Raw genomic sequence first — 22,377 nt, forward strand, 5'->3', positions numbered from 1 at the left:
GAGGTGGTCACGGCGTCCAGTACTGGGCGAGTGCACCTTCCCGGTAGGGGGCGGGGCTGATGCTGAGATCTCCGGCGAAGGGGCGGTCGAGGACGAGCACGAGGAGCAGGCTGAAGCCGACCAGACCTGCGACGGAGGCGACGAAGAGGATCTGGACGCGCAGTCTGCGCATGCCGTAGAGGAAGGTCAGCGGGATGAGGACGGCCGCGCCGCCGAACGCCAACACCTGGAGCAGCGGCGGGAGTTCCTGCTCGGCCATGGTGATGCGGGCGCGGCGCTGGGCGGCGATGTCGTTGAGGTTGCCGACGGCCTGTTCGTAGAAGACCTCTTCGCGTGAGTTCTTCGGGTCGTAGGCCTGCAGCACAGCGAACGCCGACCGAAGGTGTGTCTCGGTCGCCCCGTACGACGGCTGTCCGGACCGCATGCGCGGCCACTGGTCCTCCACGACGGCGTGGACGTAGCCGCTCATCGCGTGGTCGAGGTCGGCGCGGACCGGCGTGGGGAAGGCGCGGGCATCACGGGCGATGAGGGCTGCGTCGGTGGCCTCGGCGGAGACGATGGTCTGCGCGCTGTCCAGCTGCGTCCACAGAGTGACGATGACGAAGGCCAGGATGATTCCGTAGATCGCGCCGAACATCCCCAAGGTCGCTTCAACCATGTCGTTGTGCTCGCCCCGTGCGAGGGAGGGGTATCTGCGGCGCATCAGCACGCTCCCGGTGACGGCGAGGAGGACGGTGCCGCCGACGGCGAGGACGGCGATGGTGAGGGTGGAGAAGTGATTGAGCAGCCAGAGCGACATGGGTGGAGAGTCCAAGGGGTCGGGGTTGAGGGCGGGGGAGTGCGCGGGTGAGAACGCGGGTGATCCGAGCACCGCACGCCGCGGGTTCGGCCCCGACCGTCTAACGGTCGTCGAGGGCCCGGAACACGCGGAATCGAGGGTGAAGATCCACGCGCACTCCTCGATCACCACGCACCGCTCAACCTCAACGGTGGGAGCCACGGCGCCTCGAACCAGTCACAACACAAGTCGCAGCCCTCTGGTCTTGTCACAAACGATCACAGGCGCTTCAATGCCCCCACCCCCACAGGTGGAACGCCCGACTACCAGACGAAGGGTTCCTCTTGACCACCCACCGCGCCATCCACGCCGTCGCCGTCACCGCGGCCGCCTGCGCCACCGTGCTGGCCGCCGCGATGCCCTCGCCCGCCATCAACTCCTACAACGCGACCCCTGCTCCCGAACGCACCGAGGTCGGTGCTCTCGTGGCGACCTGGGACAACGACGACGATCCGGCCACGCCCGACCGCGTGGACTGGGTGTGCTCCGGCACCATGATCGACGCCGGCACCTTCCTGACCGCATCCCACTGCACCACGGACTGGCCGGACAACGTGCGGTTCTACGTCTCCCTGGACCAGGACGTCCAGGCAGGACTGGATGCCGCCGCGAAGAAGTACCCCGGTGATCCCGCCGCTCAGGCCGCTGCCGTCGCCGTCCCGGGCACGGCCCACAGCCACCCCGACTATCCGGGCCCCGCCTCCGACCCGCACGACATCGCGGTCGTCGAAGTACCCGCCGCCAAGATGTCCGCGCGCTGGTCGTTCACCCCGGCCACACTGCCGACCGCCGGTCAACTCGACGCGATGGGACCCCGGAAACTCGACTCCACCGACTGGACCGTCGCCGGCTACGGCACCCAGGAAGCGGTGAACGGGCCCGGAGGCCAGACCCACCCGGGCGGCGGCGTCCGCCTGAAGGCGCCGGTGAGCTTCGACGCCCTCAACGACGCGTGGGTCCGCCTCGCCATGACCGCACCCCAGGGCAACGGCGGTGCGTGCTACGGAGATTCGGGCGGCCCCAACTTCGCCACCATCGGCGGCAAGCGCATCCTCGCGGCGACGACCATCACCGGCGACGGCCCGTGCTACGCCACCAACGTCACTTACCGGCTGGACACTCCAGGAGCCCGCGCCTTCCTGAAGCCCTTCGTGCAGCTGCCGTGATGGACCCCCGGCCCCGGAGCGGGCGAGCCTGGGAGGATGCGGTCGCCGCCGTCCCGGACTCGATGCCCCGGGGCCGGGGTGCGGGGTCAGGCCCCGCGTGGCCAACCACCGGGACCGGGCGTCCGTACAAGCGTGGATACTCCCGAGCCACGAGCAGTGAAAATACCCCCGCGAAGTTCAGGCGACGGACGGACGCCGGGGATCGGTCGGGACGATCCCCCGCTCGTCGAAGAGCTGCTCGAGGGCCTCGTGACCGTGCTCGCGGCGGTATGCCATCTCGGCCGCGGTGACCGGCAGGGCCCAGAGGATGCGGGCATGGCCGTCCGGCAGTGCGCAGTGCTCCAGGTCAGGTCCATGGAGGTAGGGCAGGCTGATCAGCAGGTGGTCGCAGTGGGACCCGGGCAGCCACGGCTCCCCGATGGGCAGGCTGTGCTCGACGTCGAGGTGGTGATCGGCGTGGTAGTAGGCGGTCATGGCCAGGAGCTCGGCGAAGCGTCCGTCGCGGACGGGAGCGGTGAGGACGAATTCGAGGCCGTGACCGTCCGTCTCGACCGTGGACCAGCAGCCGGCGGTGATGTAGGCCCAGCTGTCGGCGCGCGGTCCCGGGCTGACGGTGAGGATCCGCAGGTCGGGAACCAGTTCCCTTCGCTCGGGTCCCAGGTCGTAGTCGCTGACCGTGATCATGTGACCGGTGAAGAAGTCGCGAACGTGGGCCTCGACGCCTGCTGCCGCCCGCTGGTTTCGCTCGCTCTCGAACATGATGGAGAGGATCTCACGCTGTCCCTGGGTCTTCTGTCGGTGACGAAGGTCAGCGGTGTTGCCCGCGTTGATGCTGCCGCCCGCGCGGCGTTTTCCGCCTCTCCTGCTTCTCGGCGTGACGGTGAGGATGGGCGATGTGGGCACGACGCAGACGCACGACGACGTAGGCGACGGTCGCTGCCGGAACAGTTCGCTCGGCCAGCCACAGGAAGCGGTGCTCGACGTACACCCATGTCGTCGCCGCATGCCACCCGTGAGGCAGACCCATCAGGAGGGCTGAGGCCGCCAGACACAGGGCTGCCGCAACCAGGACCCCGAGAGTCAGATAGGCGGCAAGTTCACCCCACCATGTTCTGCTGATGCCCTGTCTCACTCAGCCCCCCCCGCAAGCCGTCGTGTGACCGTCCCGGTCACGTCCTGGTATGGCTCGGCATCCGCAGACGCCGGGCCCTGGCAAGGTCGAGTGGGACGTCACGCACCCGTCGGCCAGCGCAGCGTCAGCGACGATACTGCGGATCCGTCCCCGAGTCGTCGTCCGCAACGGAGCCGAATTTCACCCGCCGCCTCATCGGCGATGGCCGGAACCCTGTCTCTCGGGCCTGGCTTCGAAGGTGTCGTGCAGCGCTGGGATGATCGTCGGGTGCGTGGAATTGATGAGTTGATCAGCGTGGACGATCCGGCCTGGCCCGAGCTGGAGGACCTGTTCGCGGCCAGTGCTGTCCCGATAGAAGTACTGACCGCTGACCGGAGCGAGAGCCGCCGGTGTCTGCTGCAGATGCAGGTCACGGCGCGATCAGTACTCGGCGCCATGGCGTTGAACTGTGGTGGCCTGGCCCTCGATGACGGATGGGTGCGTGTCTTCGCCGGGGGGTCGGGTGAAGACGGCGGCAGTCTGCCAAGTCTTGCCCAGGTCAATGCGTTCCCCGCGCATTTCGATCCTGCTTGGCAGCCGGCGAATGGCTTGGTGGTCGGCCACGACGTGTTGGGCGGGGTGTTCGCGCTGAACGGCCACGACCCGGAAGCGTTGGGTCGGCCCGGCGTTCCAGGACAGATGACCTACTTCGCTCCCGACACGTTGGAGTGGGAAGCGATGGAGATGGGTCACTCGGCATGGATCTCCTGGATGCTGTCCGGGCGGCTGGAGAAGTTCTACGAAGGGCTGCGCTGGCCCGGCTGGCGTGAGGAGGTGGCCTCGTTGTCCTTCTCACAGGGCATCTCGGTGATTCCGTTCGTGTGGTCGCAGGAGGCTCAAGCGGATCTCGCGGCCACCAGTCGCCGTGCCGTGCCGATGCGTGAAGTCCTCGGCCTCGCCGCTGACTTCGCCCTGCAGATGGGCTCGGTCGATCCGGGATTCCTGGGTGCGGTATAGCTCGGAGGACTGACTCGTTCGACGAGCTGTGCCCGGTGCCGCCCGCCCTCCTACCGGCGTCCTGCCGGCGTCGTTTTGTGGAGTGTCTCGAGGAAGGCTCGTACGCGGGTGGTCATGCCGTGTCTGGGCCAGATGGCGGCGAAGTGGCAGGGGAGTGATTCCTGGACCGGGATCCAGGTGACGCCGGGTGTGGAGTAGTGGGGCTCGGCTTCGGTGCAGGCGAGCGAGACGCCCTGACCCGCGGCCACGAGGAAGGGGATCTCCTGCCAGGAGATCGCCGCGTGGCCCTGGGGGATCGGGCGGCCGGAGGGCGTCCGGCGCGGGAAGTTGTAGTCGAGCCAATGCTGCGGGACCGTGCCGCCGATGGTCAGCAGCGTTTCGTGGGTGAGGTCTTCGAGCGAGACCGTCTCGCGTCGGGCCATGGGGTGGGAGCTCGAGACCAGGAGGGCCCGAGGCGAGGTGTAGAGCACGGGCCCGGAGTCCAGATCCGGTTCGTCCACGGGCAGTTCGGTGATCTGGAGGTGCACCTGCTCACTGCGCAGCGGTCCATAGGGGTCGGAGAGCTGGATCTCCTGGATCGTCACGTCGCAGTCGGGATGGGACGTGCGGAACGTCTCCATGGTGTTGAGCAGCAGATTGGCAGCCATCGAACTGGAATAGCCGATACGCAGGGAGCCGGTGATGCCGCGCCCGGCGGCGACCGCGCGGGCGAGTGCCTCGTCGATGATCCTGCGTGCCGGCAGGAGGTCGTCGCGGAGCCGTTCGCCGACCGGGGTGAGGGCGACGCGACGGTTATTGCGTTCGAACAGGGGCACTCCGACCCGACGCTCGAGTGCCTTGATCACCTGGCTGATCCGTCCTGCGGACAGACCCAGGCGGTGGGCCGTGCGCCCGAAGTGCAGTTCCTCGGCCAGTGCCAGGAAGGCCTCCAGCTCCTGTCGCTCCATGCTCTCCGCTCCCCGATAACTTAGCCGCACTGAACGGTACTTGAGCAGATCACTGTTGTTCCAGGTCACGGCCGTGGCGAAGCTGGTCAGGTCTTCAGCCGTACGCACACGAACAAGGTGCGCTGCACACGTGCTCCCTGGTGGCCGCCGGCCAGGCGGCGCCGACGCACCTGAAAGGAAACCCATGTCCTACCCTGACCCGCGCTACTTCGGTGAGCACGGCGAGGTCAGTGCCGGATTCCGTCCCGCGGACACCGCACCTGATTTCGTCGCGAAGCCCGCAGACCCCACCGTCGCGCAGGGCACCGCGTTCCACTACCTGTCGACCACGCTCTCGACCAACGGTGAGTACGGCCTGTACCGGGTGGACATGGGGCCGGAGGTGAGCGGGCCGAGCACACACTTCCACAAGGCGATGTCGGAGTCGTTCTTCATCCTGTCCGGCACGATGCGGCTGTACGACGGCCGCCGCTGGGTCGACGCGACCTCCGGCGACTACCTGTACGTGCCGGTCGGCGGCCTGCACGCCTTCCGCAACGAGTCCGGCGAACCGGCGTCCATGCTCATGCTCTTCGCACCCGGCGCGCCCCGAGAGGACTACTTCGAGGGCGTCACCGAGCTGGCAGGGCTCAGCGAGAAGGAGCGCGCGGAGTTCTTCATCCGCCACGACAGCTTCTTCGTCTGACTCGCCGTTTCGATGGTGAGGACTGTGACGGCGACCTTGATGGTGTCGGTGAAAGATGGCGAAGGCGCGATGGAGCAGCCGCCGGACCAGGCGGCACGAACATGAGCGCCTTCTACAACGGCAGCGGCGCCGCTATGGGCTGGCTGACCTCGGCCACCTCCCAAGCCACCACCGCCGGATTCGCCGTCCAGGCCGCGGTCTATGAGAAGAACAGGCAGATCCGGTACTGCACCGGCTACAAGTGGTACTGACCGGAACGGCCCCGCCGGGCACCGTCCGCGGCAGGCGGTTCCCCAAGAACGCTGCCGGACCGGTGCCGCCCGGAGGCGGTCAGATGCCGTACGAGCGCAGCCGCGGTGAGCAGCGCCGGCAGCCCGCACACGCCGGCCCAGCCGGCGGCGTCCCAGGCCCGGGCGCCGAGCCAGGAGCCGGCGCTGCCGCCGAGATAGGCGCAGGTCATGTAGGCGGTGCCGAGCCGGCTGCGGGCGTCGTCGCGCAGGGCGTAGACACGGGTGACGTTGGCGACCATCCCGCACTGCATCGCCACGTCCAGCAGCAGCGTCCCTACGACCAGCGCAGACAGCCCCACGGCCCCGCCCAGCGCACCGGCCGTCAGCACTCCGGCGGAGGCGATCGTGCCCAGCAGGCAGACCAGGTTCACCACGTCAGGCCCGCGCCGGTCCACGACCCGCCCGGCCAACGGGGTGGCGACCATGGTCACCGCCCCCACCAGCGCGAGCAGACCCGCGGCCGGCGCGCCCATTCCGTATACGGGACCGGTCAGCAACAGCACCACGCACGTCCACACCGCTGAGAAACCGGCGAACACGCAGGCCTGGTAGAGGCAGGAGCGGCGCAGTTCGGGCTCTTCCCGGAGGAAGCGCAAGGGGGCGGTGATCAGGGCGAGGTAGGGGGTGTGGGTCTCCGCCCGCGCGGGCGTGGTCGAGGGGAGGGCCGCACGCAGGACGCCGGCCAGCAGCAGCATGACTGCGGCGGCCGCCAGATAGGGGGCCCGCCAGCCCAGGGTTTCGGCGAGCGTACCGCCGAAGGTCCGCGAGAGCAGGATGCCGCCGATGGAGCCGCTGAGCAGGGTCCCGGACACCTCGCCGCGTCGCTCGGGGGCGGTCAGCCCCGCGGCGAGCGGGCCGACGACGGAGGCGGCGACGGTGGTCAGGCCGACGAAGGCGGAGGCGGCGGCGAGCGCGGGCAGGGCGGGCGCGCAGCCGGCGGCGAGCAGGCCGAGCGCGGTGAGGCAGAGCAGGACGGTGAGCACGGTCCGGTGGGGGAACCGGTCTCCGAGCGGCGCGATGAGGAAGTTGCCGGCCGCGTAGCCGACCTGGGTGGCGGTGACGGTGAGGGCCGCTGCGCCCGCGGAGACGCCGAGGCCTGAGGCGGCGAGTGGGGTGACGGCCTGCGCGAAGTACAAGTTGCCCACGGCTGCGGCGCAGGTGAGTGAGAGCAGGAGGACGAGCCGGCGGCTCAGGAGTGACTGCGGTGCTGTCATGCCCGTATCCCACGGTGCGTGGGCACCCGGCGGGAACAGATGTAGCGTATGCCTTAATGATCAGCTTCGCTCTCGGGGGCGAGGACCTCGCCGACACCCGCTTCGCACTGTCGCCCCTGCACGAGGCGGTGTGCAGCCTGCGCGTGCTGCGCGAGCCCGGTCTTTCGGCGGTGCACCTGCCGTGGCGCCGGGCGGTCCTCGACCGGCTCTCCGGCGTGGACACCGGTCTGCTGCTGTCGCTGGTCGCGCAGCGCCGCACCCTGCCGGACTTCCTCACGCCGCGGCCGGTCGCGTTCTCGGCGTCCTTCGCGGAGGAGATGGCGGTCGTACGGGAGACCACGCCCGCCCTCGTACGCCGCGATCTGCGCGATACGCACGCTCCCGATCCGCTGCCCGAGCCGTTGCGGGCGGCGTCAGAGGGCGACGACACAGCGGTGCTGGCCCTCCGGGACGCGATCTGTGAACTGCTGCAGGGCTATTGGGAAGTCGCGATCGAGCCGTGGTGGCGGCAGATGCGCCTGGTGCTGGAAGCCGACATGACCTACCGGGCGCGGCAGCTCGCCACGGGCGGCCTACGACTGCTGTTCGCCGACATGCACCCCGATCTCGTCTGGCGGGAGGGGGTGCTGGAGATGCATCGGATGATCGGACCGGGTTTCCATACGGAGGCTGCGGGACGCGGCCTGCTGCTGGTGCCGTCCGTGTTCGCCCACAAGCCGGCCCCGCCGGTGACGGCGGCGGTCGCACCGATGCTGGCGTATCCCAGCCGGGGCGTGGCGACGCTCTGGTCCGAGCCGCCGCCTGCATCTCCAGGTGCCCTCACCGACCTCCTCGGCGCGACGCGGGCGCAGCTGCTGCGGATGCTGGAGGAGCCGCTGGCCACGGTGGAGCTGGCGCGCCGCTTCCGCATCACGCCGAGCGCGGTCTCCCAGCACCTGCGCGTGCTGCACGCGACCGGTCTGGTCACGCGGGCGCGGGACGGCCGGCAGGTGCTGTACCGGCGGAGCCGGCTGGGAGACGGGCTGGTGGGGAGGTAGGTGTTGGGTTGCTTCGCCGCGCGCACGGACACGGGTGTCTGACGGTCGGTCGAAGAACCCGCCACCGGCCTGGTGAAGGAGTTCGCAGGCGAGCGCCAGCCATCATTCCTCTCCCTCTTCATCGATGCAGAGTGACGGGTCGCGGCCAGAGAATCACTCCGGGCGACCCCGTCATCGGCGGAAGGCCGGTGCGGGCCGGTGCGGCCTTCGCTGCCGCGCTGCTCGGTGGCCTGGTCCTTACGGCGTTGTTCAGCTCGATCCCGCTCAGTGGCGGGCAGGCCCTCGCGCTGACGGCCACCGGCCCGGTCACCTTTTGGGGCCTGATCACGATCGCCCTGCTGGTCACTCGAAACGGGTGGTCGGCTCGAAGCGCCTCTCGGTACCGTGACCCGGTGTGCTTCTACGCCATGACCCACTACAAGCTGCACTACGCGTGCGTCACGTGCCGTGTCAGCTTCAAGCGGCATGCCGACCCGCAGCGGGAGCACCTGTGCCCGAATTGTTCTCAGCCTCTCCTTTGCGCCGGCCACGACTTCGCTCCGCCGCCCAGGCGCGACGTCCGCAGTTGGTCTGTGGTGGCTGCGGTGCTGGGTGAAGGGCTGCGCTACGAGGGGCTGTCGGTCTGCGGGTGTTGCAAGGAGCCCAAGTACCGTCCGCGGACACGCGCTGAGTTGAGGATCCGTCGGGCCGTTGCCGCGAGGGACGGACTGTCGTTGTCCGAGGCGCTGTCCCGACCGGACCCCTGACCTCGCCGGCGTACTGATCTCGCAGGGGACGCTTGACGGGCGTCCGGTTCGCACACGGCACTCACTGCTCACCGACCACGCTCACGGTCAGGTGGCTCCACGGGCAGATCGCGGGCCGCGATGGTCATGACGTATGGTCGATGAATCGGAGTGGAAACGTGCTCTGGACCGAGCGGACAGCCGGTCAGGGGAGTGCGCGCACACGCGGTATCGGACGATCCGCCACTTCTTCCGCGGAAGGAGTGCGTCATGAGGGCAGCACGGTTCAGCCGGTTCGGTGGTCCGGAAGTACTTGAGATCGTCGGCCTCCCCGATCCCCGTCCCGGTGCCGGCGAGATACGGATCAAGGTCCGCGCCGCGGGGGTCAACGCCGGCGACTGGAAGAAGCGTCAGGGCCTGATGGACCAGGTCCTTCCGCAGACCCTGGGCTACGAGGCCGCGGGAATCGTCGACGAGATGGGCGCCGACGTCTCGGGTGTCACGGTCGGCGACCGGGTCTTCGGGGTTTCACCTTACGGAGCCGCCCAAGCCGAGTTGGCCGTGCTGTCCCATTGGGCCCCGATCGCGAGCACGCTCGACTGGACGAGAGCCGCAGCGCTTCCTGTGGCGGCCGAGACCGCAGCCCGCGCACTCGACCAGCTGGGCGTCACGGCGGACAGCACCGTACTCGTCAACGGTGCATCCGGCAGCGTCGGAAGTGCCGCCGTCCAACTCGCGGTGGAGCGCGGCGCTCGCGTCATCGGCACGGGTAGCCCAGCCACGCACGAAGCCCTTCGCTCACTCGGAGCCGAGCCCGTGGCCTACGGCGAAGGGATGCCGGAACGAGTCCGGGCCATCATGCCGGCGGGTGTCGACTTCGCACTGGACATCGCCGGCAGCGGAGTCCTTCCCGAACTCGCGGGGCTCGCGGGCGAGCCCGAGCGCGTGATCACGGTCGCCGACTTCCAGGGCGCGCAGCAGACGGGCGTCCGCTTCAGCCGCGGCGACACCGGCCGTGCCGCCTACGCGTTGGACCAGGTGGCCCGGTTGACCGAGGCAGGACGGTTCTCCGTCCAGGTCGGCCGGACCTTCCCGCTGACCGAGGTGGCCGACGCGCACCGAGTCGGCGAGGCCGGGATGGTGCGCGGCAAGCTCGTACTGGTCGTGGACTGACCCGTCCGCGTAGGGGCCATTGAGGCCGGTAGCACGCTTGCCGTGCCGTGCCGTGCCGTGCCGTGCTCTGGCGGTGCGCTCTGGTGCTGCGCGGTGTGCGGGTCAGCGGGCGATCTTGATGGCGAAGGGTGCGAATCCGCTGGTCCGGATGACGTGGGGCACGAAGAGTATCGCGGCCTCGGTGGCGCGGGCGGTCTGGATCCCGCCGAGGTCGGTGATCCACTCTTCTCGCCAGCCGAGGCTGATGAGCAGGTCCCGCACCGTCTGCTTGGCGTGAGGGTCGTCGCCGGAGAGGAAGGCGTCGGGGGCCTCGGCGAGCAGGGCCGGTGCGGTCATCACCGGGAAGAGCATGGTGTTGAGTGTCTTGACGACGCGGGTGTGTGGGAGTGCTGCCTGGAGTTGCTCGGCGAGGCTCGAGCCGGGGTGGAGCAGTTCGGCGGGCAGTCCGTCCGGTCCGTCGACGGTGGCGTTGGAGACGTCGACGAGGATCTTGCCTCGCAGTTCCTCGCGCAAGGCGGCGAGCCGCTCCAGCGAACCGGCTCCGGGGGTGGCGTTGATGACGAGCTGTGCTGTCCGGGCGGCGTCGGCGGCTGCGCCGGGCGCACGGCCGGCCACCTTGACTTGATGTCCTGCCCGGGTGAGGGCTGTGGCGAGGTTGCTGCCGACGCGGCCGTTTCCGAGAACTGCGATCGCGGTCATGATGGTCTGGTCCTTCCGTGCGTGCGGGGTGGTGCGCGGTCAGCGGGAGAGTGTGGTGACGGCCTCGGCGTGGACGCCGGGCGCGGCGGCCAGGAAGCTCTCGCTCTGCGGGGTCCACGGGCGGCCCTCGGCGTCGGAGATCCGACCGCCGGCCTCGGTGACGAGCAGCGCCCCGGGCAGCAGGTCCGCGCGGGCTCCGGCGAACTGCCAGAAGGCGTCGATGCGTCCCGCGGCCACGTTGAGCAGGTGCAGGGTCGCGGGCACGGCGGTGCGGACGACGAGCGCGTCGAAGAGCATCGCGGTGATCGAGGAGCCGACGCGCCGCACGACGTCCTCGTCCTCGTCCGGCCGGGCCTGGCTGGTGGCCACGATGCTCAGACCGAGATCCTCGGTCGGGGCGACGTGCAGCGGCCGGCCGTCGAGGTAGGCGCCCGCGCCGGTGAGCGCGGTGTAGGTCTCGCCGGCCAACGGCAGGTGGACTGCCGTGAGCACGGGCTGGTTGTCCCGCACGAGGGTGGCGGTCACCGCCCACTCCGGCAGGGCGTGCAGGTGGTTGACGTTGCCTTCGGCCGGATCCACGACCCACCATTCACCGGCCGGCAGCGCACCGCCGTCCAGCTCGTCCTCGACCCAGCCGGCGTCCGGGCGCAGGCTCGTGAGGCGCGGCCGCAGAATGTCGAGGGCCGCGTCGTCGTTGATGGCGAGCGCGCGCATCAGCTGCTCACGACTCTGGTAGCGGACCACTTCGCCGTAGCGCTCACGCAGCGCCGAACCCGCCTCACGCACGGCGGACACGGTCTGGGCGAGCAGGTCGGCATCGGAGGCGGCGACGACATTGCTCTGAAGGGTTTCGGACATGGTGGTACTCCCGTCTGAGGTATGGAATGAAGGCGGCCGAGGGCCGAACTCCGCGCTGTGTCCTGCGCGTTCGCCTCAACGGTATGCAGCCCCGCCATTAACATCAAATGCATGTAAAGCACGGCTAGGATTACTCAGATGCAATTGGATTTGAATCTGCTCGCGGCACTCGACGCGCTGCTGGAAGAGGGCAGCGTGGCGGGCGCGGCCGCGCGCCTGCACGTCACCGCCCCCGCGATGAGCCGGAGCCTGGGCCGCATCCGACGCACGACCGGAGACCAGATCCTTGTGCGCACCGGCCGCACGATGACACCGACGCCGTACGCGATCGCCGTCCGGGAACAGGTGCACGAGCTCCTCCACCAGGTCCACGGGGTCCTGGCCCCGAGCCGCGAACTCGATCTGGCAACGCTGGAGCGCACGTTCACACTCCGCTGGCACGATTCCCTGATCGCCTTGAGCGGGCCCGCACTGCTCTCGGCCGTCCGTGAGCAGGCTCCGGGCGTGCGCTTGCGCTTCGTCGCCGAATCCAGCACCGACACACCAGAGTTGCGGCGAGGCGAGGTCGACCTCGAGGCGAACGCCAACCGCCCCAGCGCACCGGACATCCGCACCGAGAGCGTCGGCGAGACGCACCTCGTCGTCGTCGTGAGACAGGATCACCCCCTCACCCGTCTCAAGACCTTCACCGCACAGCAGTACGCCGCCGCCGAACACATCACCGTCTCGCGACGAGGCAACCTCAGCAACGCCCTCGACGACGCCCTCGCGCAGCTCGGCCTCTCCCGCCGCGTCGTGGCGAGCGCACCCACGGAAGCCGCCGCGCTGGAGTTCGCGCGCACCAGCGATCTCCTGCTCTGCGTCCCCGACGCCACCACACGGTCAGCGGTCACCGACCTCGGCCTGGCCGTGCTCCCTTTTCCGCTCGAACTGCCTTCGGCACCGGTGTATCTGTCATGGCATCACCGCTACGACACCGATCCCGCCCACGCCTGGCTGCGCGGGCTGGCCCGCACTGCGCTGACCATGGACGGAGCACCGTCGTAGCCGGCGCCGTCCCGCCGCCTCACCACCCACACGCTGTGCCGAAACCCGCAGTCCGCACCAGCCGCTCGCGAACCCAGGTCTCCGGTTCCAGCGCAACCCCGTATCTCCCCGTCGCCCACCGTGCACGGCCAACGATCCCGGCGGGCCGCCGCACCCGACAGGATGGGCCCGTGCCGAAGAACCCGCCGGAATCGATGCAGCACCAGCTGCGCCAGCGACTGAACCGCCACGCCCGCGATCGTCGGCTGCACGTGGACAGCATCGACGTCCGCTTCCGTGCCGGATTCGCCTACGTCACCGCCGAGTTGCCCTGTGGCCGGAGCCTGCCACTGTGCCGCCTGCGCTTCACCGGCGTACTGCACGCCTGGGGCTTCGCCCTCTACCGGGCCGGCCACGACAGCTACCGCGACCACATCCTGCCCAGCGGACTGCCGGCCGGTTCCCCGGAGGAAGCCCTCGACTGCGCCGGGGCCCTCTACCTCAGCGCTCGTGCTCCCGCCATCGGGGTTCCGGCGGGACTCGTCGTCCTCGTCGGCCCACCAGCATCGGGCAAGACCAGCTTCGTTCAGGCACTGATCGCGCGCGGGCAGATCGACGCGAGTGCTGTGGTCTCCAGCGACGAGATCCGCGCGGAGCTCTACGGCGCCTCGCCCGCGGAAGCGGAATCCGACGCGGCGGACTCACGGATCTTCGAGGAACGTGACCGCAGGATCGTCGCCAGGCTCTCCATCGGACGCAGCGCAGTCGCCGAGTCGACGAACGTCACGCCGCAGGCACGCGCACGCCTCATCGCCATCGCCAGACGCTTCAACACCCCAGTGACCATGCTGCGATTCGACCCGGACGTCACCGACCTCCTTCAGCAGCACGCCGAGCGTGGCCGCCCCGACCTCACGGCCACGGATGTCCGCGCCTACGCCGCCATCATGAGCCGGGCCGCGGGTGCCGACCAGCTCCGCGCCGAGGGAGCAACCGGCGTCCACGATGTCCCCGGACGTCGTCAAGCCGCCACGCCCGCGGAAGCCGCTGCGCACTTCTCATTCGCCTGACGCGTTCGACATGTCCGGATCAGCTTCCGAACACCCCTCCACAACCTTCCGTGGAACAGGCCCTAGCGTTCGAGTCTGAAGCTGCTCTCCTCCTCTTCCCGCGTCGCGAACTCCTGGCGCGCGCGTTCGATGGCGGGCATGTTCTGTGAGGCCCACGCCAGCAGTGCGTCGACGGGCGATCGGAGGGTCTTGCCGAGGGGAGTGATCCGATACCTGACCGCCACGGGACGGGTGGAGACGACCTCGCGCGCGATCACGCCGTTGCGTTCGAGCCGCCGAAGCGTCGCGGTCAGGGACTTCTGGGTGACCTGAGGAATGGCCCGGCGCAGCTCGTTGAAGCGGCAGGGGCGTTCGCAGAGCTCATTGAGGACGCTGAGCGACCACTTGTCGAGGATCTGGTCGAGCAATTCGCGGTGTGGGGCTTCGATACGGAGTTCGTCGGCGGTGTCCAAGGCGAAACCTGGTCTCGTTGAAGTGTCCTTTTTCTCCTAGGTAGCTTACGGATACCTACTTGGAGGAGAGAAGCCCATGACTGTTCAGTACTTCACCCCGGAAGGCATGCTGCAGCCGGTCCCGTATCACCATGTCGCCGTGGGCACCGGAGCCAGGCACGTCCACGTCAGCGGCCAGATCGCACGCCAGGCCGACGGCACCCCGGTCGCACCCGGTGATCTGGCCGGCCAGGTGGCCCAAGCACTGCGCAACACCTGCGTAGGGCTGGCAGGGGCGGGCGCGTCCTTCGCGGACGTGCTGCGCCTGACCTTCTACGTGACCCGGTGGAGCCCGGAGAAGATCGGCGATTTCATGGCCGGCGTGGAGGCCGTCGCCGAGGAGATCGGCCTCCGGCTTCCTCTGCCCCCGGCCTCCCTCATCGGCGTCGACCACCTCTTCGAGCCGGACGTTCTCGTCGAGGTCGAGGCGACCGCGCTTGTGGACTGACTCTTCGAGCGGCCCGCGCAGCCTCGACACGGTCGGGTCGGTCGGGATCCTATGAGGCTTGTCATACTTCCCGAGTGGAGATGGAAGCCGAGGAAGCAGCGCGGCGTTGGCTGGCCGATCAGTGCGTCAGCCAGGTGCCCGGTGGGTGGGTGGACGAAGAGAAGCCGGACACATTGCTCACCGCCAACCAGGTGGCGCACTCCTGGGCCGGTGATGTGTTCGCCGAAGACCTGGAGGCAGCAGAACAGGTGCGCTTGGCTTTCGGGCTGCTGGACCTCCTCGACGACTACTGGGTCACGTGCGAGATCCGGTTCGCGAACGACGATGCGCAAGGCCCTCTGCCGGCCGACGTGCTGTGGGACGGCTACCGCGGGCGTCTGGAGGCAGACCGGGACGCCGAGGCCGTCACGTACTCGCTGTGGGTGGACTGGTTCGAGGACCACACCACTTCGGCGACGGCGTTCGCCGAGGTTCTCGGCAACGACATCGACCAAGTGGTGGCCGAGCCGTCGGAACACCTGCTCCGCCGCGCCCGCCGCGTGCTGGAATGCTCGGGCCCGGTCCGCTGGACGGTGAAGGAGCCGGCATACCGCACCGCCGTGCGGCTACCCGCCCTGCACCCGGCGCTCTTCCGAGGCCTCCTGACGAGTTTCCACGATGTCTACGGCGACCTGGAACCGGCCGCCGCACTCGCCCTCCTCGACCAGTTGGATCTCCCCGCGAACACCCGGCACCTTGCCGAACTACGCCACGTACTCGTCGCGGGGCACAAGAACCATTACCGCAGTCCCGGCGCCTGGGATGCCGCGGTTCGCTCCTGCTCTTGAGGCGCTTACCCGGCAGACCGAAGAAGAGTGTCGGCGACCTAGCGTCCCGCTGGTAGATGGTTGCGATCTTGTCGTGGCGGGTGGCCTGTCACCTCGGCTGTGGCCGCGTCGACAGAGACGGCCCAACTGAGGTCTTCCTCAGCGTCGGCCTGCGCGACAAGCGCGGTTCGGTGTCCGCTACGAGGGCTTGCACGGCATCGACGCTTTCGACGAAGTCGGAGTCTGACCCCTCTGGCAGGCGGACGGCACGGAGGGTGGCCAGGTAGGTGTAACGCGAGAACGGTTGATGCCGAGTTCGGCAATAGTTGTTGACCAGGCGGGTCCAGAGTGTTGTCGAGTTCTGGGGACGACTCGCCGAGAAGCGGCGTTGTCAGTGGGCTCTGCCAGGGTGTGTCTCGTGGAAGAACTGGTGGAGCGTGTCGACTGTCAAGATCGTGTCATGGAGGTGGTCACCCGTCGGCAGGCGATCCGGGAGGGCTGGCTGCATCGGATCGCCTCGACGGTGTGTCGTGATGAGCGTGGTCGGATCCTCGTCCATCGGCGGTCGGAGCAGCTGTCGCGCTTCCCCGGGCTCTACGAGGTCATGGTCGGCGGCGCCGTGGGTGTCGGTGAATCCTATGAACAGGCTGCCAGGCGGGAGTTGGCCGAAGAGTTGGGCCTCCGTGGCCTGCCGCGCCTGCTGTTCACGTTCATCAACCGCAGCGGCCTGAGCCCTCACTGGCTCGGCGTGCATGAAGACGTGGTGCCGGACACCGTGACCCGCGATCCCGATGAGGTCGCCTGGTATGGCTGGCTGACCGAATCCGAGCTTCACTCGGCCCTGTCGGAGTGGCCCTTCACCCCCGACAGCCACGAGGCCTTCAGCCGGTATCTCGTGTTCCGGACCGCGCAGTCCTGACCTTTGTCACCTCTTCGGCCGGGCCCCGCACCAAGCGGACCTTTGTGCGGCTTGGGCGCGAGACGATAGGAGTCGGTGCCGTTCTCGATGATGTTGCCGCCGACGGACGCCCGCCCCGGGATTCGGGACGGGCGTCGTTCGGACAGGCATGCGGCCGGAGTCGTTCAGCGGTAGGCGGTCACACCCGCTGCCACAGGGCCGGCACGTTCGGCGGTTCCCAGCCGCCCTGTGCCTGGTGGTACTGCAGGCAGCGGTAGGTGGAGCCCCCGTACGTCACCGTGTCGCCCGGCTGGTAGACGGTGCCCGCCGCCCAGGTGCCGCCCGGTTCCCCGGGCTCACCGGGCTCGCCTGGGTCGCTGCCGGCCGTCTTCAGGGTGAGGCCGTAGTTCTGCAGCAGCGGGTTGATGGGCTGGAAGTACGTGGTGCCGCCGCTGGTGCAGTTGCCGGAGCCGCCCGAGGTCACGCCCTGGGCCTGGCTGCCGGAGATGAACGAGCCGCCGGAGTCACCGGGTTCGGCGCACACCGAGGTGCGGGTCACTCCGGAGATGGTGCCCTCGGGGTAGGTCACGCTGGTGTTCAGCTGCTGGACCGTGCCGCAGTGGTAGCCGGTCGTGGAACCGGAGCGGCAGACCGAGGAGCCGACCGTCGCCTGCGTCGACCCGGCGACCTGCTGCGCGTTCCCCGCGACGACCGGCGTCGCCGTCCAGCTGCTGTTGGCCGCCACCCAGGCCATGTCGTTGCCGGGGAAGATCGACGCCTGGAAGGTGCCCTGCGCGACCTGGTTGTAGCCGCTGGTGCTGGTCCCCGCCCGGCCGCAGTGGCCCGCCGTGGCGAAGCCCTGCGTGGTGCCCCGGGTGACCGGGAAGCCGATCGAGCAGCGACCGCCACCCATGTAGTACGCGTCGCCGCCCCGCAGGTCGTACAGCGGGCGGGGCTGCTCGGAGGTCTTCACGACCCGGACGAGGGAGGCGTCCACCCCGGCCGCGGATAGCAGGGGCCGCGCGGCGGCCGGCCTGACCGCCTCGACCACGAGCGTGTTGGAGCGCACGTCGACGTACCAGGCGGGTGTGTCGGTGGTGCCCTGCTTCGCGGCCGCGCGGTCCAGGCGGGCCTTCGCGGCGTCGAGGTCGGCCAGGGAGTGGCCGACCACGGCCGCGGTGGCGCCGCGTGCCTCGATCGCCGCGACGTCCTTGGCGTCGGTGGTCGCGACGGTCAGGGATCCCGAATCCGCGCCGCGCACCCAGGCGCCCGCGAAGTCCCTGCCGAGCGTGAGGCGCAGCCGCCCGGCGGTGGCGCCCGCCTCGGCCTCGTTGGCCAGCCGGGCGTACGCCTGCTTCTCGCTGATGCCGAGGTCCCGCTGCATGGCGTGGATGACTGCGGGCGAGGCCTCGGCGGTCCTCATGGTCTGCGCCGCGGACGGCGCACGGTGTGACGCCGGGTCGGCGGTCGCGTTCGCGGAGCCGCTGAGCCCGGCCACGAACAGCGCACCGGCCGCCACGGCCCCCGTACACAGGGTGCGGGCGGGTCTGCGGAGTCGTTGGAGCATGGGGTGGTCTCCTCGGAAGGTTCGGGGAAGTGCGGGGAGTGCCCAAACCGTAGGAGCGCCGGGCCGGCGGCATAAGACGTCAGCCGACCCCCTGCCCCGGTGTTATGGAACGCGCTGTTCCGGGCCGATCAGACCCGCGTGCGCGCTGCGGGCCTGATCCAGGACCTGCTCGGCCAGGTCCGGCCGCTGGGCCGTCGCGTGCCAGCCGAGCAGATGGCGCCAGACCAGAGGCGTTCCGGTGACCGGACGCAGGGAGATGCCGGGCGTGGCCGGGAACGAGGCCCTGCACAGGCCGACCGTCCGGCCGACCCGCACCAGATGGACGCAGGACGCCGTGTCCGTCTCGTACATCCGGCGCGGACTGAATCCGGCGCGGGCGCAGGCGGCGGTGAAGCAGTCGGCGAAGCAGCCGTCACCGGGGACGCAGGCCCACTCCTGGTCGGCGAGCGCCGCCAGGTCGATCTCGTCGGCGCCGGCCAGGGGGTGGTCGTCGGCGAGCATCACGAGGACCGGGTCCACGGCGATCTCCCGCCACACGAGCTGCTCGGGGCCGGGCGGGGTGGCCGATCCGCAGGTGCCCGACAGGGCGAAGTCCAGCCGTCCATCGGTCAGTTGGGCGGCCAGCTCGCGCTCGGACCAGGAGGCGCTGGTGGTGACGGCGGCGCCGGGCGCCATGTCCGTGAGCCGCTCGAGCAGCGCGCCGAGCAGCGGGCCGTGAGTGCCGCCGAGCCGCAGCCGCTCCGGCTCCTGGCGGGCCCGGGCGAACCGGCTCGCCTCCCGCTGGAGTTCGGCGACGGCGGGCAGCACGACCCGGGTGCGCTCGAGGACCAGCTCGCCGAGGGCCGTGGCCCGCACGCCGTACCGGCCCCGCTCGAACAGGGCGCCGCCCAGGGCTCGTTCGATCCGTCTGAGCTGTGCGCTCAGCGCCGGCTGGGCGAGCCCGAGCGTGGTGGCCGCCCGGGTGAGGCTTCCCGCGTCGGCGATCGTCCGGATGGTCTTCAGATGCCGCAACTCCAGCTCCATGCAGTGAGCTTGCGGGGCGGACGGGACAGGGACAAGAGGCTGGTATGGACCAATTGCAGCCGCGGCGGGACGATGGGCCGATGTTCAGGACGACTGTCTTACCTGGAACACCGTGCGCCCCTCCGCACCCAGGAGACGTACCCCTGCACCGGCTGGAGACGGCCGGCCCCGGTGCCACGCCCTTCGCGGCGGGCGACTTCGATGCGCTGGGGCCGCTGGCCAGAGACCGCGGCCCGCACCGGCACACCTTCTACGAGATCGTCCACGTCACCGCAGGCACCGGCACCCATGTGATCGACCTCGCGCGCTGGACGCTGAACCCCCCGCACCTCGCCGTGATCCGCCCCGGCCAGGTCCACCACTGGGAGTCCGACCGGAACCTCACGGGCACCCTCGTGCTGTTCACCGAGGACTTCCTGGTCGACCACCCCGGCGACCGGGCCGTCCTGCGGCGCCTCGCAGAGCGGTCCTGGTTCAGCCTGGACGCCGAACAGAACGCGCGTATAGGCCTGTTGGCGGACGAGCTGGTCCAAGAGCACCGCGAACGCAGCCCCGGCTACGAGAGCGTGCTCCGCTCCCTGCTGCACGTCCTGGTGACCCGCGCGGACCGTCTGCCGGAGCGCGGCACAGGGCCCCACCGTGCGGAGGGGCGGATGGGTGCGGTCGCCGAGGCGTTCGCTCGGATGCTCGCTGACCGGCGCGAGGCGCCCGCGTCCATCGAGCGGGACTGGACAGTCCGGGAGTGCGCCCGCCGCCTCGGCGTCACCCCCGGCTACCTCACCGAGGCCGTACGGGCGGCGACCGGCCGCAGCCCCGGACGCCTCCTCATCGAGGCCCGCGCCCAGCAGGCACAGCGGCTGCTCGCACACACCGGCCTCTCGGTACGGCAGATCGCCGACCGCACCGGGTTCGCCGACCCCGCCTACTTCAGCCGCTTCTTCCGCCGCGAGACCGGATCGAGCCCCGGCGCCTTCCGAAAACACCACAGTCACCACCACCAGTCCCTCGAAGCACCGCGGCGGCGTCCCTAGGTTCGTTGGCGATCCGACAGCCCCCACAAGGAGCAGGTATGGACAGCCAGACGAACTCACCGGACCCTTCGCGCTCCCCGCTCGTCAGCCGCAAGACGGTGCTGCGTGCGGCCCTCGCGGCCGGCGCCGCCGTACCCCTGGCCATGACGGGCGCCCCCGCCCTGGCCCGCACTTTCGCCGAAACCGGCACCCCGGTCGAGGTGACACCGGCCTGCGACGACGGCGATGACCCGACGCCGAGCCAGATCGAGGGCCCGTACTTCAAACCGAACTCCCCGCAGCGCACGAGTCTGCTGGAAGCCGGGACGCCCGGCACGCGGCTCACGCTCACCGGATACGTCTTCGGCCTGGCCTGCCGCCCGATATCGGGCGCGCTGATGGACTTCTGGCAGGCGGACACGAACGGCGCCTACGACAACACCGGCTTCCGCTTCCGCGGCCACCAGTACACGGCCTCGAACGGCTCCTTCACCCTGACCACGATCGTGCCGGGCCTCTACCCCGGGCGCACCCGGCACCTCCACGTGAAGGTTCAGGCACCGGGCCGCCCGGTCCTCACCACGCAGCTGTACTTCCCGAACGAGCCCCGCAACAACACCGACTCGATCTACGACCCACGCCTGCTGATGGCGGTGCGCGACGGGGGAGGCGGCCGCGAGGCATCGTTCGACTTCGTCCTCGACGTCCCCCAGGACCCGGGCGGCGGCGACCCCAGCGACCCACCGACCGGCGGCACCTGGGCCGTGGGGACGACCTACGGGACCGGCGCGACGGTCGCCTACGGCGGCCGAACCTACCGCTGCCTACAGGGACACACGGCCCAGCCCGGCTGGGAACCGCCGAACGCTCCGGCGCTGTGGCAGCTCGTCTGACTTCGGCCGCCCGAGGATCGGGCACTCGCTCCGGTCACAGTCCAGGGAGCCGTGTCCCGAGTCCGACATGCGTCACGCTCGGGGTACTCTCTCCGACTCGATCGGCCACGTTCCCGTCGAGTGTGGCCGACCAGCGCGGTTGCTCGGCTGATGACTGGCGCGGCGGTCCTCCCGCTGGGAGGACCTGCGTCCGGATCTGCGGGCCCGATACCTGAACCACGCAGAGGATGCAGGGCCCCGTGGCAGCCCACCGTCGTGGGGCCGTGCCCGTTCACGACCGTTCCGAACCCGGGAGCTGTAGGGGTTTCTGCCCAGTGAGCATGCGTGCTGGGCAGGAGCCTTGCCACGTCCGGCAGTACTGGCGAGCGCCGCCGCCTGTGGTCGGCCCGTGCCGGCGACGGACTGTCGAGGCTTCGCCCAGTGGAACCGCGCTCGTGTACGGGCTCGGATGCGCCACGTGGTCTGCGAATGCAGCTCTGATTGCCGACCCATTCTGGTGCGGGGAGCATCGAGTGCGCTGCGGAGGACGAGGAGCTGGACTCGGGGTCACTCTCGCCGGTGGACGGACCGTCCCGGCGGGCGCGGCCGCACTCGATGGGGCGCGGTTCCCGAACGGGCCGGAAAGCGTGGATGGTGACTGGCGAAAGCGTGGACGGCCGTGGGCCTGAGGGGGACCATGGTGTGCATGTCTGACTGGATCATTGAGGCCGGATCCGTCCTGGACGCGGACGTGGACGACGTGATGCGGGAGTACTTCGAGGAGATGGGGCAAAGGGTGCTGGGACGATCGGTCACCAGCGTGGAGCTCGATACCGTGCTGGCGCACGACCCCCACGACGATCTCGGCCCGCCCAGCGGCGCGTTCCTCGTCGCACGCAGCAACGAGGGCGAGTTTTTGGGGTGCGCGGGAGTGCGCATGCTGAACGGCACCGAGACGGCCGAGCTCAAGCGGATGTACGTGCGCCCGGCCGGACGTGGAACAGGGCTCGGGAAAGGTCTGTTGCGGGCCGTCGAGGAGACGGCTGTGAAGCTCGGTGCAACTCGGATCGTGTGCGAGACCAACACCCAACTGATCGAGGCCCGGACCCTGTACGCCAGGCACGGCTACCAGGAGACCGGACCGTATGAAGGCCATGGGCGGGCCGACCATTGGTTCGTCAAGAAGCTCACTGCTGAGTGAGAGTCGCCAAGCCCCACTGTCCGAGACGTCTGACGAACGGTGAGACGTCGAGGACTTCGGTGTGCCCGTGTTCCCGTTTGCCGTTGCGGGTTCAGGTCTGCGGTCTGCTGGTGAGACGACAGGCCAGCGACGGCTTGGGTCGTGGCGCTCATGTGCTCGCGACGGCCGAGGTGGCGGCCCAGGGTTCGCCGGTTCTTCAGGTGGC

At 69.8% G+C, this 22,377-nt stretch carries 23 protein-coding genes; 14 read left to right on the forward strand and 9 right to left on the reverse strand.

The features are described 5' to 3' along the window. Positions 1-7 precede the first annotated feature (7 nt). The gene (locus IAG42_RS35315; protein ID WP_188341011.1) at positions 8-799 is read right to left on the reverse strand and encodes a bestrophin-like domain; all 792 of its coding nucleotides are present in this window, start codon (positions 797-799) and stop codon (positions 8-10) included. A 323-nt stretch (positions 800-1,122) separates the two neighbouring features. On the opposite strand from IAG42_RS35315, the gene IAG42_RS35320 reads away from it, so the two are divergent. After that, positions 1,123-2,004: a trypsin-like serine protease gene (locus IAG42_RS35320; protein ID WP_223206327.1), complete on the forward strand. Its 882-nt coding sequence runs from the start codon at positions 1,123-1,125 to the stop codon at positions 2,002-2,004. A 177-nt stretch (positions 2,005-2,181) separates the two neighbouring features. Here the strand turns inward: IAG42_RS35320 and IAG42_RS35325 are convergent, their stop codons facing one another. Further along, complete coding sequence (locus IAG42_RS35325) at positions 2,182-2,763, reverse strand: suppressor of fused domain protein (RefSeq protein ID WP_188341012.1); 582 nt, start codon at positions 2,761-2,763, stop codon at positions 2,182-2,184. Positions 2,764-3,337: 574 nt separating this feature from the next. Between IAG42_RS35325 and IAG42_RS35330 the strand changes: the two genes are divergently transcribed. Continuing rightward, positions 3,338-4,132, forward strand: coding sequence for a DUF2625 domain-containing protein (locus IAG42_RS35330; RefSeq protein WP_317453354.1), 795 nt, complete (start codon positions 3,338-3,340; stop codon positions 4,130-4,132). A gap of 50 nt (positions 4,133-4,182) precedes the next feature. Here the strand turns inward: IAG42_RS35330 and IAG42_RS35335 are convergent, their stop codons facing one another. Continuing rightward, the gene (locus IAG42_RS35335; protein WP_223206328.1) at positions 4,183-5,187 is read right to left on the reverse strand and encodes a LysR family transcriptional regulator; all 1,005 of its coding nucleotides are present in this window, start codon (positions 5,185-5,187) and stop codon (positions 4,183-4,185) included. A gap of 76 nt (positions 5,188-5,263) precedes the next feature. Between IAG42_RS35335 and IAG42_RS35340 the strand changes: the two genes are divergently transcribed. Together IAG42_RS35340 and IAG42_RS35345 are read left to right on the forward strand one after the other, a co-directional pair. Then, positions 5,264-5,764 (forward strand): cupin domain-containing protein, encoded by a 501-nt coding sequence (locus IAG42_RS35340; protein WP_188341013.1) that lies wholly within the window; start codon positions 5,264-5,266, stop codon positions 5,762-5,764. Between the two features lie 101 nt (positions 5,765-5,865). Further along, entirely contained in the window at positions 5,866-6,015 is a 150-nt protein-coding gene (locus tag IAG42_RS35345; RefSeq protein WP_188341014.1) for a hypothetical protein, read from the forward strand. On the opposite strand, the gene IAG42_RS35350 is transcribed toward IAG42_RS35345, so the two are convergent. Continuing rightward, a complete protein-coding gene (locus IAG42_RS35350) occupies positions 6,000-7,268 on the reverse strand; it encodes an MFS transporter (protein ID WP_188341015.1) in 1,269 nt (422 codons plus the stop codon). The two genes, IAG42_RS35345 and IAG42_RS35350, sit on opposite strands and share 16 nt — an antisense overlap. Positions 7,269-7,324: 56 nt before the next feature. Between IAG42_RS35350 and IAG42_RS35355 the strand changes: the two genes are divergently transcribed. Together IAG42_RS35355 and IAG42_RS35360 are read left to right on the forward strand one after the other, a co-directional pair. Further along, a complete protein-coding gene (locus IAG42_RS35355; RefSeq protein ID WP_188341016.1) occupies positions 7,325-8,305 on the forward strand; it encodes an ArsR/SmtB family transcription factor in 981 nt (326 codons plus the stop codon). Positions 8,306-9,300: 995 nt separating this feature from the next. Next, complete coding sequence (locus tag IAG42_RS35360; RefSeq protein ID WP_188341017.1) at positions 9,301-10,203, forward strand: NADP-dependent oxidoreductase; 903 nt, start codon at positions 9,301-9,303, stop codon at positions 10,201-10,203. Between the two features lie 102 nt (positions 10,204-10,305). Here the strand turns inward: IAG42_RS35360 and IAG42_RS35365 are convergent, their stop codons facing one another. Together IAG42_RS35365 and IAG42_RS35370 are read right to left on the reverse strand one after the other, a co-directional pair. Then, a complete protein-coding gene (locus tag IAG42_RS35365; RefSeq protein WP_188341018.1) occupies positions 10,306-10,902 on the reverse strand; it encodes an NADPH-dependent F420 reductase in 597 nt (198 codons plus the stop codon). Positions 10,903-10,941: 39 nt separating this feature from the next. Continuing rightward, on the reverse strand, positions 10,942-11,760 hold the full coding sequence (locus IAG42_RS35370) for a 3'(2'),5'-bisphosphate nucleotidase CysQ (RefSeq protein WP_188341019.1): 819 nt from the start codon (positions 11,758-11,760) through the stop codon (positions 10,942-10,944). A 138-nt stretch (positions 11,761-11,898) separates the two neighbouring features. On the opposite strand from IAG42_RS35370, the gene IAG42_RS35375 reads away from it, so the two are divergent. Together IAG42_RS35375 and IAG42_RS38225 are read left to right on the forward strand one after the other, a co-directional pair. Beyond that, the gene (locus IAG42_RS35375; RefSeq protein ID WP_188341020.1) at positions 11,899-12,807 is read left to right on the forward strand and encodes a LysR family transcriptional regulator; all 909 of its coding nucleotides are present in this window, start codon (positions 11,899-11,901) and stop codon (positions 12,805-12,807) included. A 170-nt stretch (positions 12,808-12,977) separates the two neighbouring features. Next, positions 12,978-13,856, forward strand: a complete 879-nt coding sequence (locus tag IAG42_RS38225; RefSeq protein ID WP_223206329.1) for an ATP-binding protein — start codon at positions 12,978-12,980, stop codon at positions 13,854-13,856. A 62-nt stretch (positions 13,857-13,918) separates the two neighbouring features. On the opposite strand, the gene IAG42_RS35385 is transcribed toward IAG42_RS38225, so the two are convergent. Further along, complete coding sequence (locus IAG42_RS35385; RefSeq protein WP_188341021.1) at positions 13,919-14,308, reverse strand: winged helix-turn-helix transcriptional regulator; 390 nt, start codon at positions 14,306-14,308, stop codon at positions 13,919-13,921. Positions 14,309-14,384: 76 nt separating this feature from the next. On the opposite strand from IAG42_RS35385, the gene IAG42_RS35390 reads away from it, so the two are divergent. The 3 genes from IAG42_RS35390 to IAG42_RS35400 all read left to right on the forward strand — a co-directional run bounded on the left by IAG42_RS35390 (position 14,385) and on the right by IAG42_RS35400 (position 16,520). Continuing rightward, on the forward strand, positions 14,385-14,795 hold the full coding sequence (locus IAG42_RS35390; protein WP_188341022.1) for a RidA family protein: 411 nt from the start codon (positions 14,385-14,387) through the stop codon (positions 14,793-14,795). A gap of 80 nt (positions 14,796-14,875) precedes the next feature. Beyond that, a complete protein-coding gene (locus IAG42_RS35395) occupies positions 14,876-15,622 on the forward strand; it encodes a hypothetical protein (RefSeq protein ID WP_188341786.1) in 747 nt (248 codons plus the stop codon). Between the two features lie 439 nt (positions 15,623-16,061). Further along, on the forward strand, positions 16,062-16,520 hold the full coding sequence (locus tag IAG42_RS35400) for an NUDIX domain-containing protein (protein WP_394811297.1): 459 nt from the start codon (positions 16,062-16,064) through the stop codon (positions 16,518-16,520). 178 nt (positions 16,521-16,698) lie between these two features. On the opposite strand, the gene IAG42_RS35405 is transcribed toward IAG42_RS35400, so the two are convergent. Both IAG42_RS35405 and IAG42_RS35410 read right to left on the reverse strand, forming a co-directional pair. Beyond that, positions 16,699-18,066, reverse strand: a complete 1,368-nt coding sequence (locus IAG42_RS35405; RefSeq protein WP_188341023.1) for an alpha-lytic protease prodomain-containing protein — start codon at positions 18,064-18,066, stop codon at positions 16,699-16,701. A 102-nt stretch (positions 18,067-18,168) separates the two neighbouring features. Then, the gene (locus IAG42_RS35410; RefSeq protein WP_188341024.1) at positions 18,169-19,089 is read right to left on the reverse strand and encodes a LysR family transcriptional regulator; all 921 of its coding nucleotides are present in this window, start codon (positions 19,087-19,089) and stop codon (positions 18,169-18,171) included. An 80-nt stretch (positions 19,090-19,169) separates the two neighbouring features. Here IAG42_RS35410 and IAG42_RS35415 point away from each other — a divergent pair, with 80 nt between their 5' ends. The 3 genes from IAG42_RS35415 (at position 19,170) to IAG42_RS35425 (ending at position 22,172) form a co-directional block, all read left to right on the forward strand. Continuing rightward, positions 19,170-20,120: a helix-turn-helix domain-containing protein gene (locus tag IAG42_RS35415; protein ID WP_188341025.1), complete on the forward strand. Its 951-nt coding sequence runs from the start codon at positions 19,170-19,172 to the stop codon at positions 20,118-20,120. Positions 20,121-20,158: 38 nt separating this feature from the next. Continuing rightward, a complete protein-coding gene (locus IAG42_RS35420; protein ID WP_188341026.1) occupies positions 20,159-20,992 on the forward strand; it encodes a dioxygenase family protein in 834 nt (277 codons plus the stop codon). A gap of 685 nt (positions 20,993-21,677) precedes the next feature. Continuing rightward, complete coding sequence (locus IAG42_RS35425) at positions 21,678-22,172, forward strand: GNAT family N-acetyltransferase (RefSeq protein ID WP_188341027.1); 495 nt, start codon at positions 21,678-21,680, stop codon at positions 22,170-22,172. Positions 22,173-22,377 lie beyond the last annotated feature (205 nt).

It is taken from the genome of Streptomyces xanthii, from assembly GCF_014621695.1.
GTDB classification, from domain to species: Bacteria; Actinomycetota; Actinomycetes; order Streptomycetales; family Streptomycetaceae; genus Streptomyces; species Streptomyces xanthii.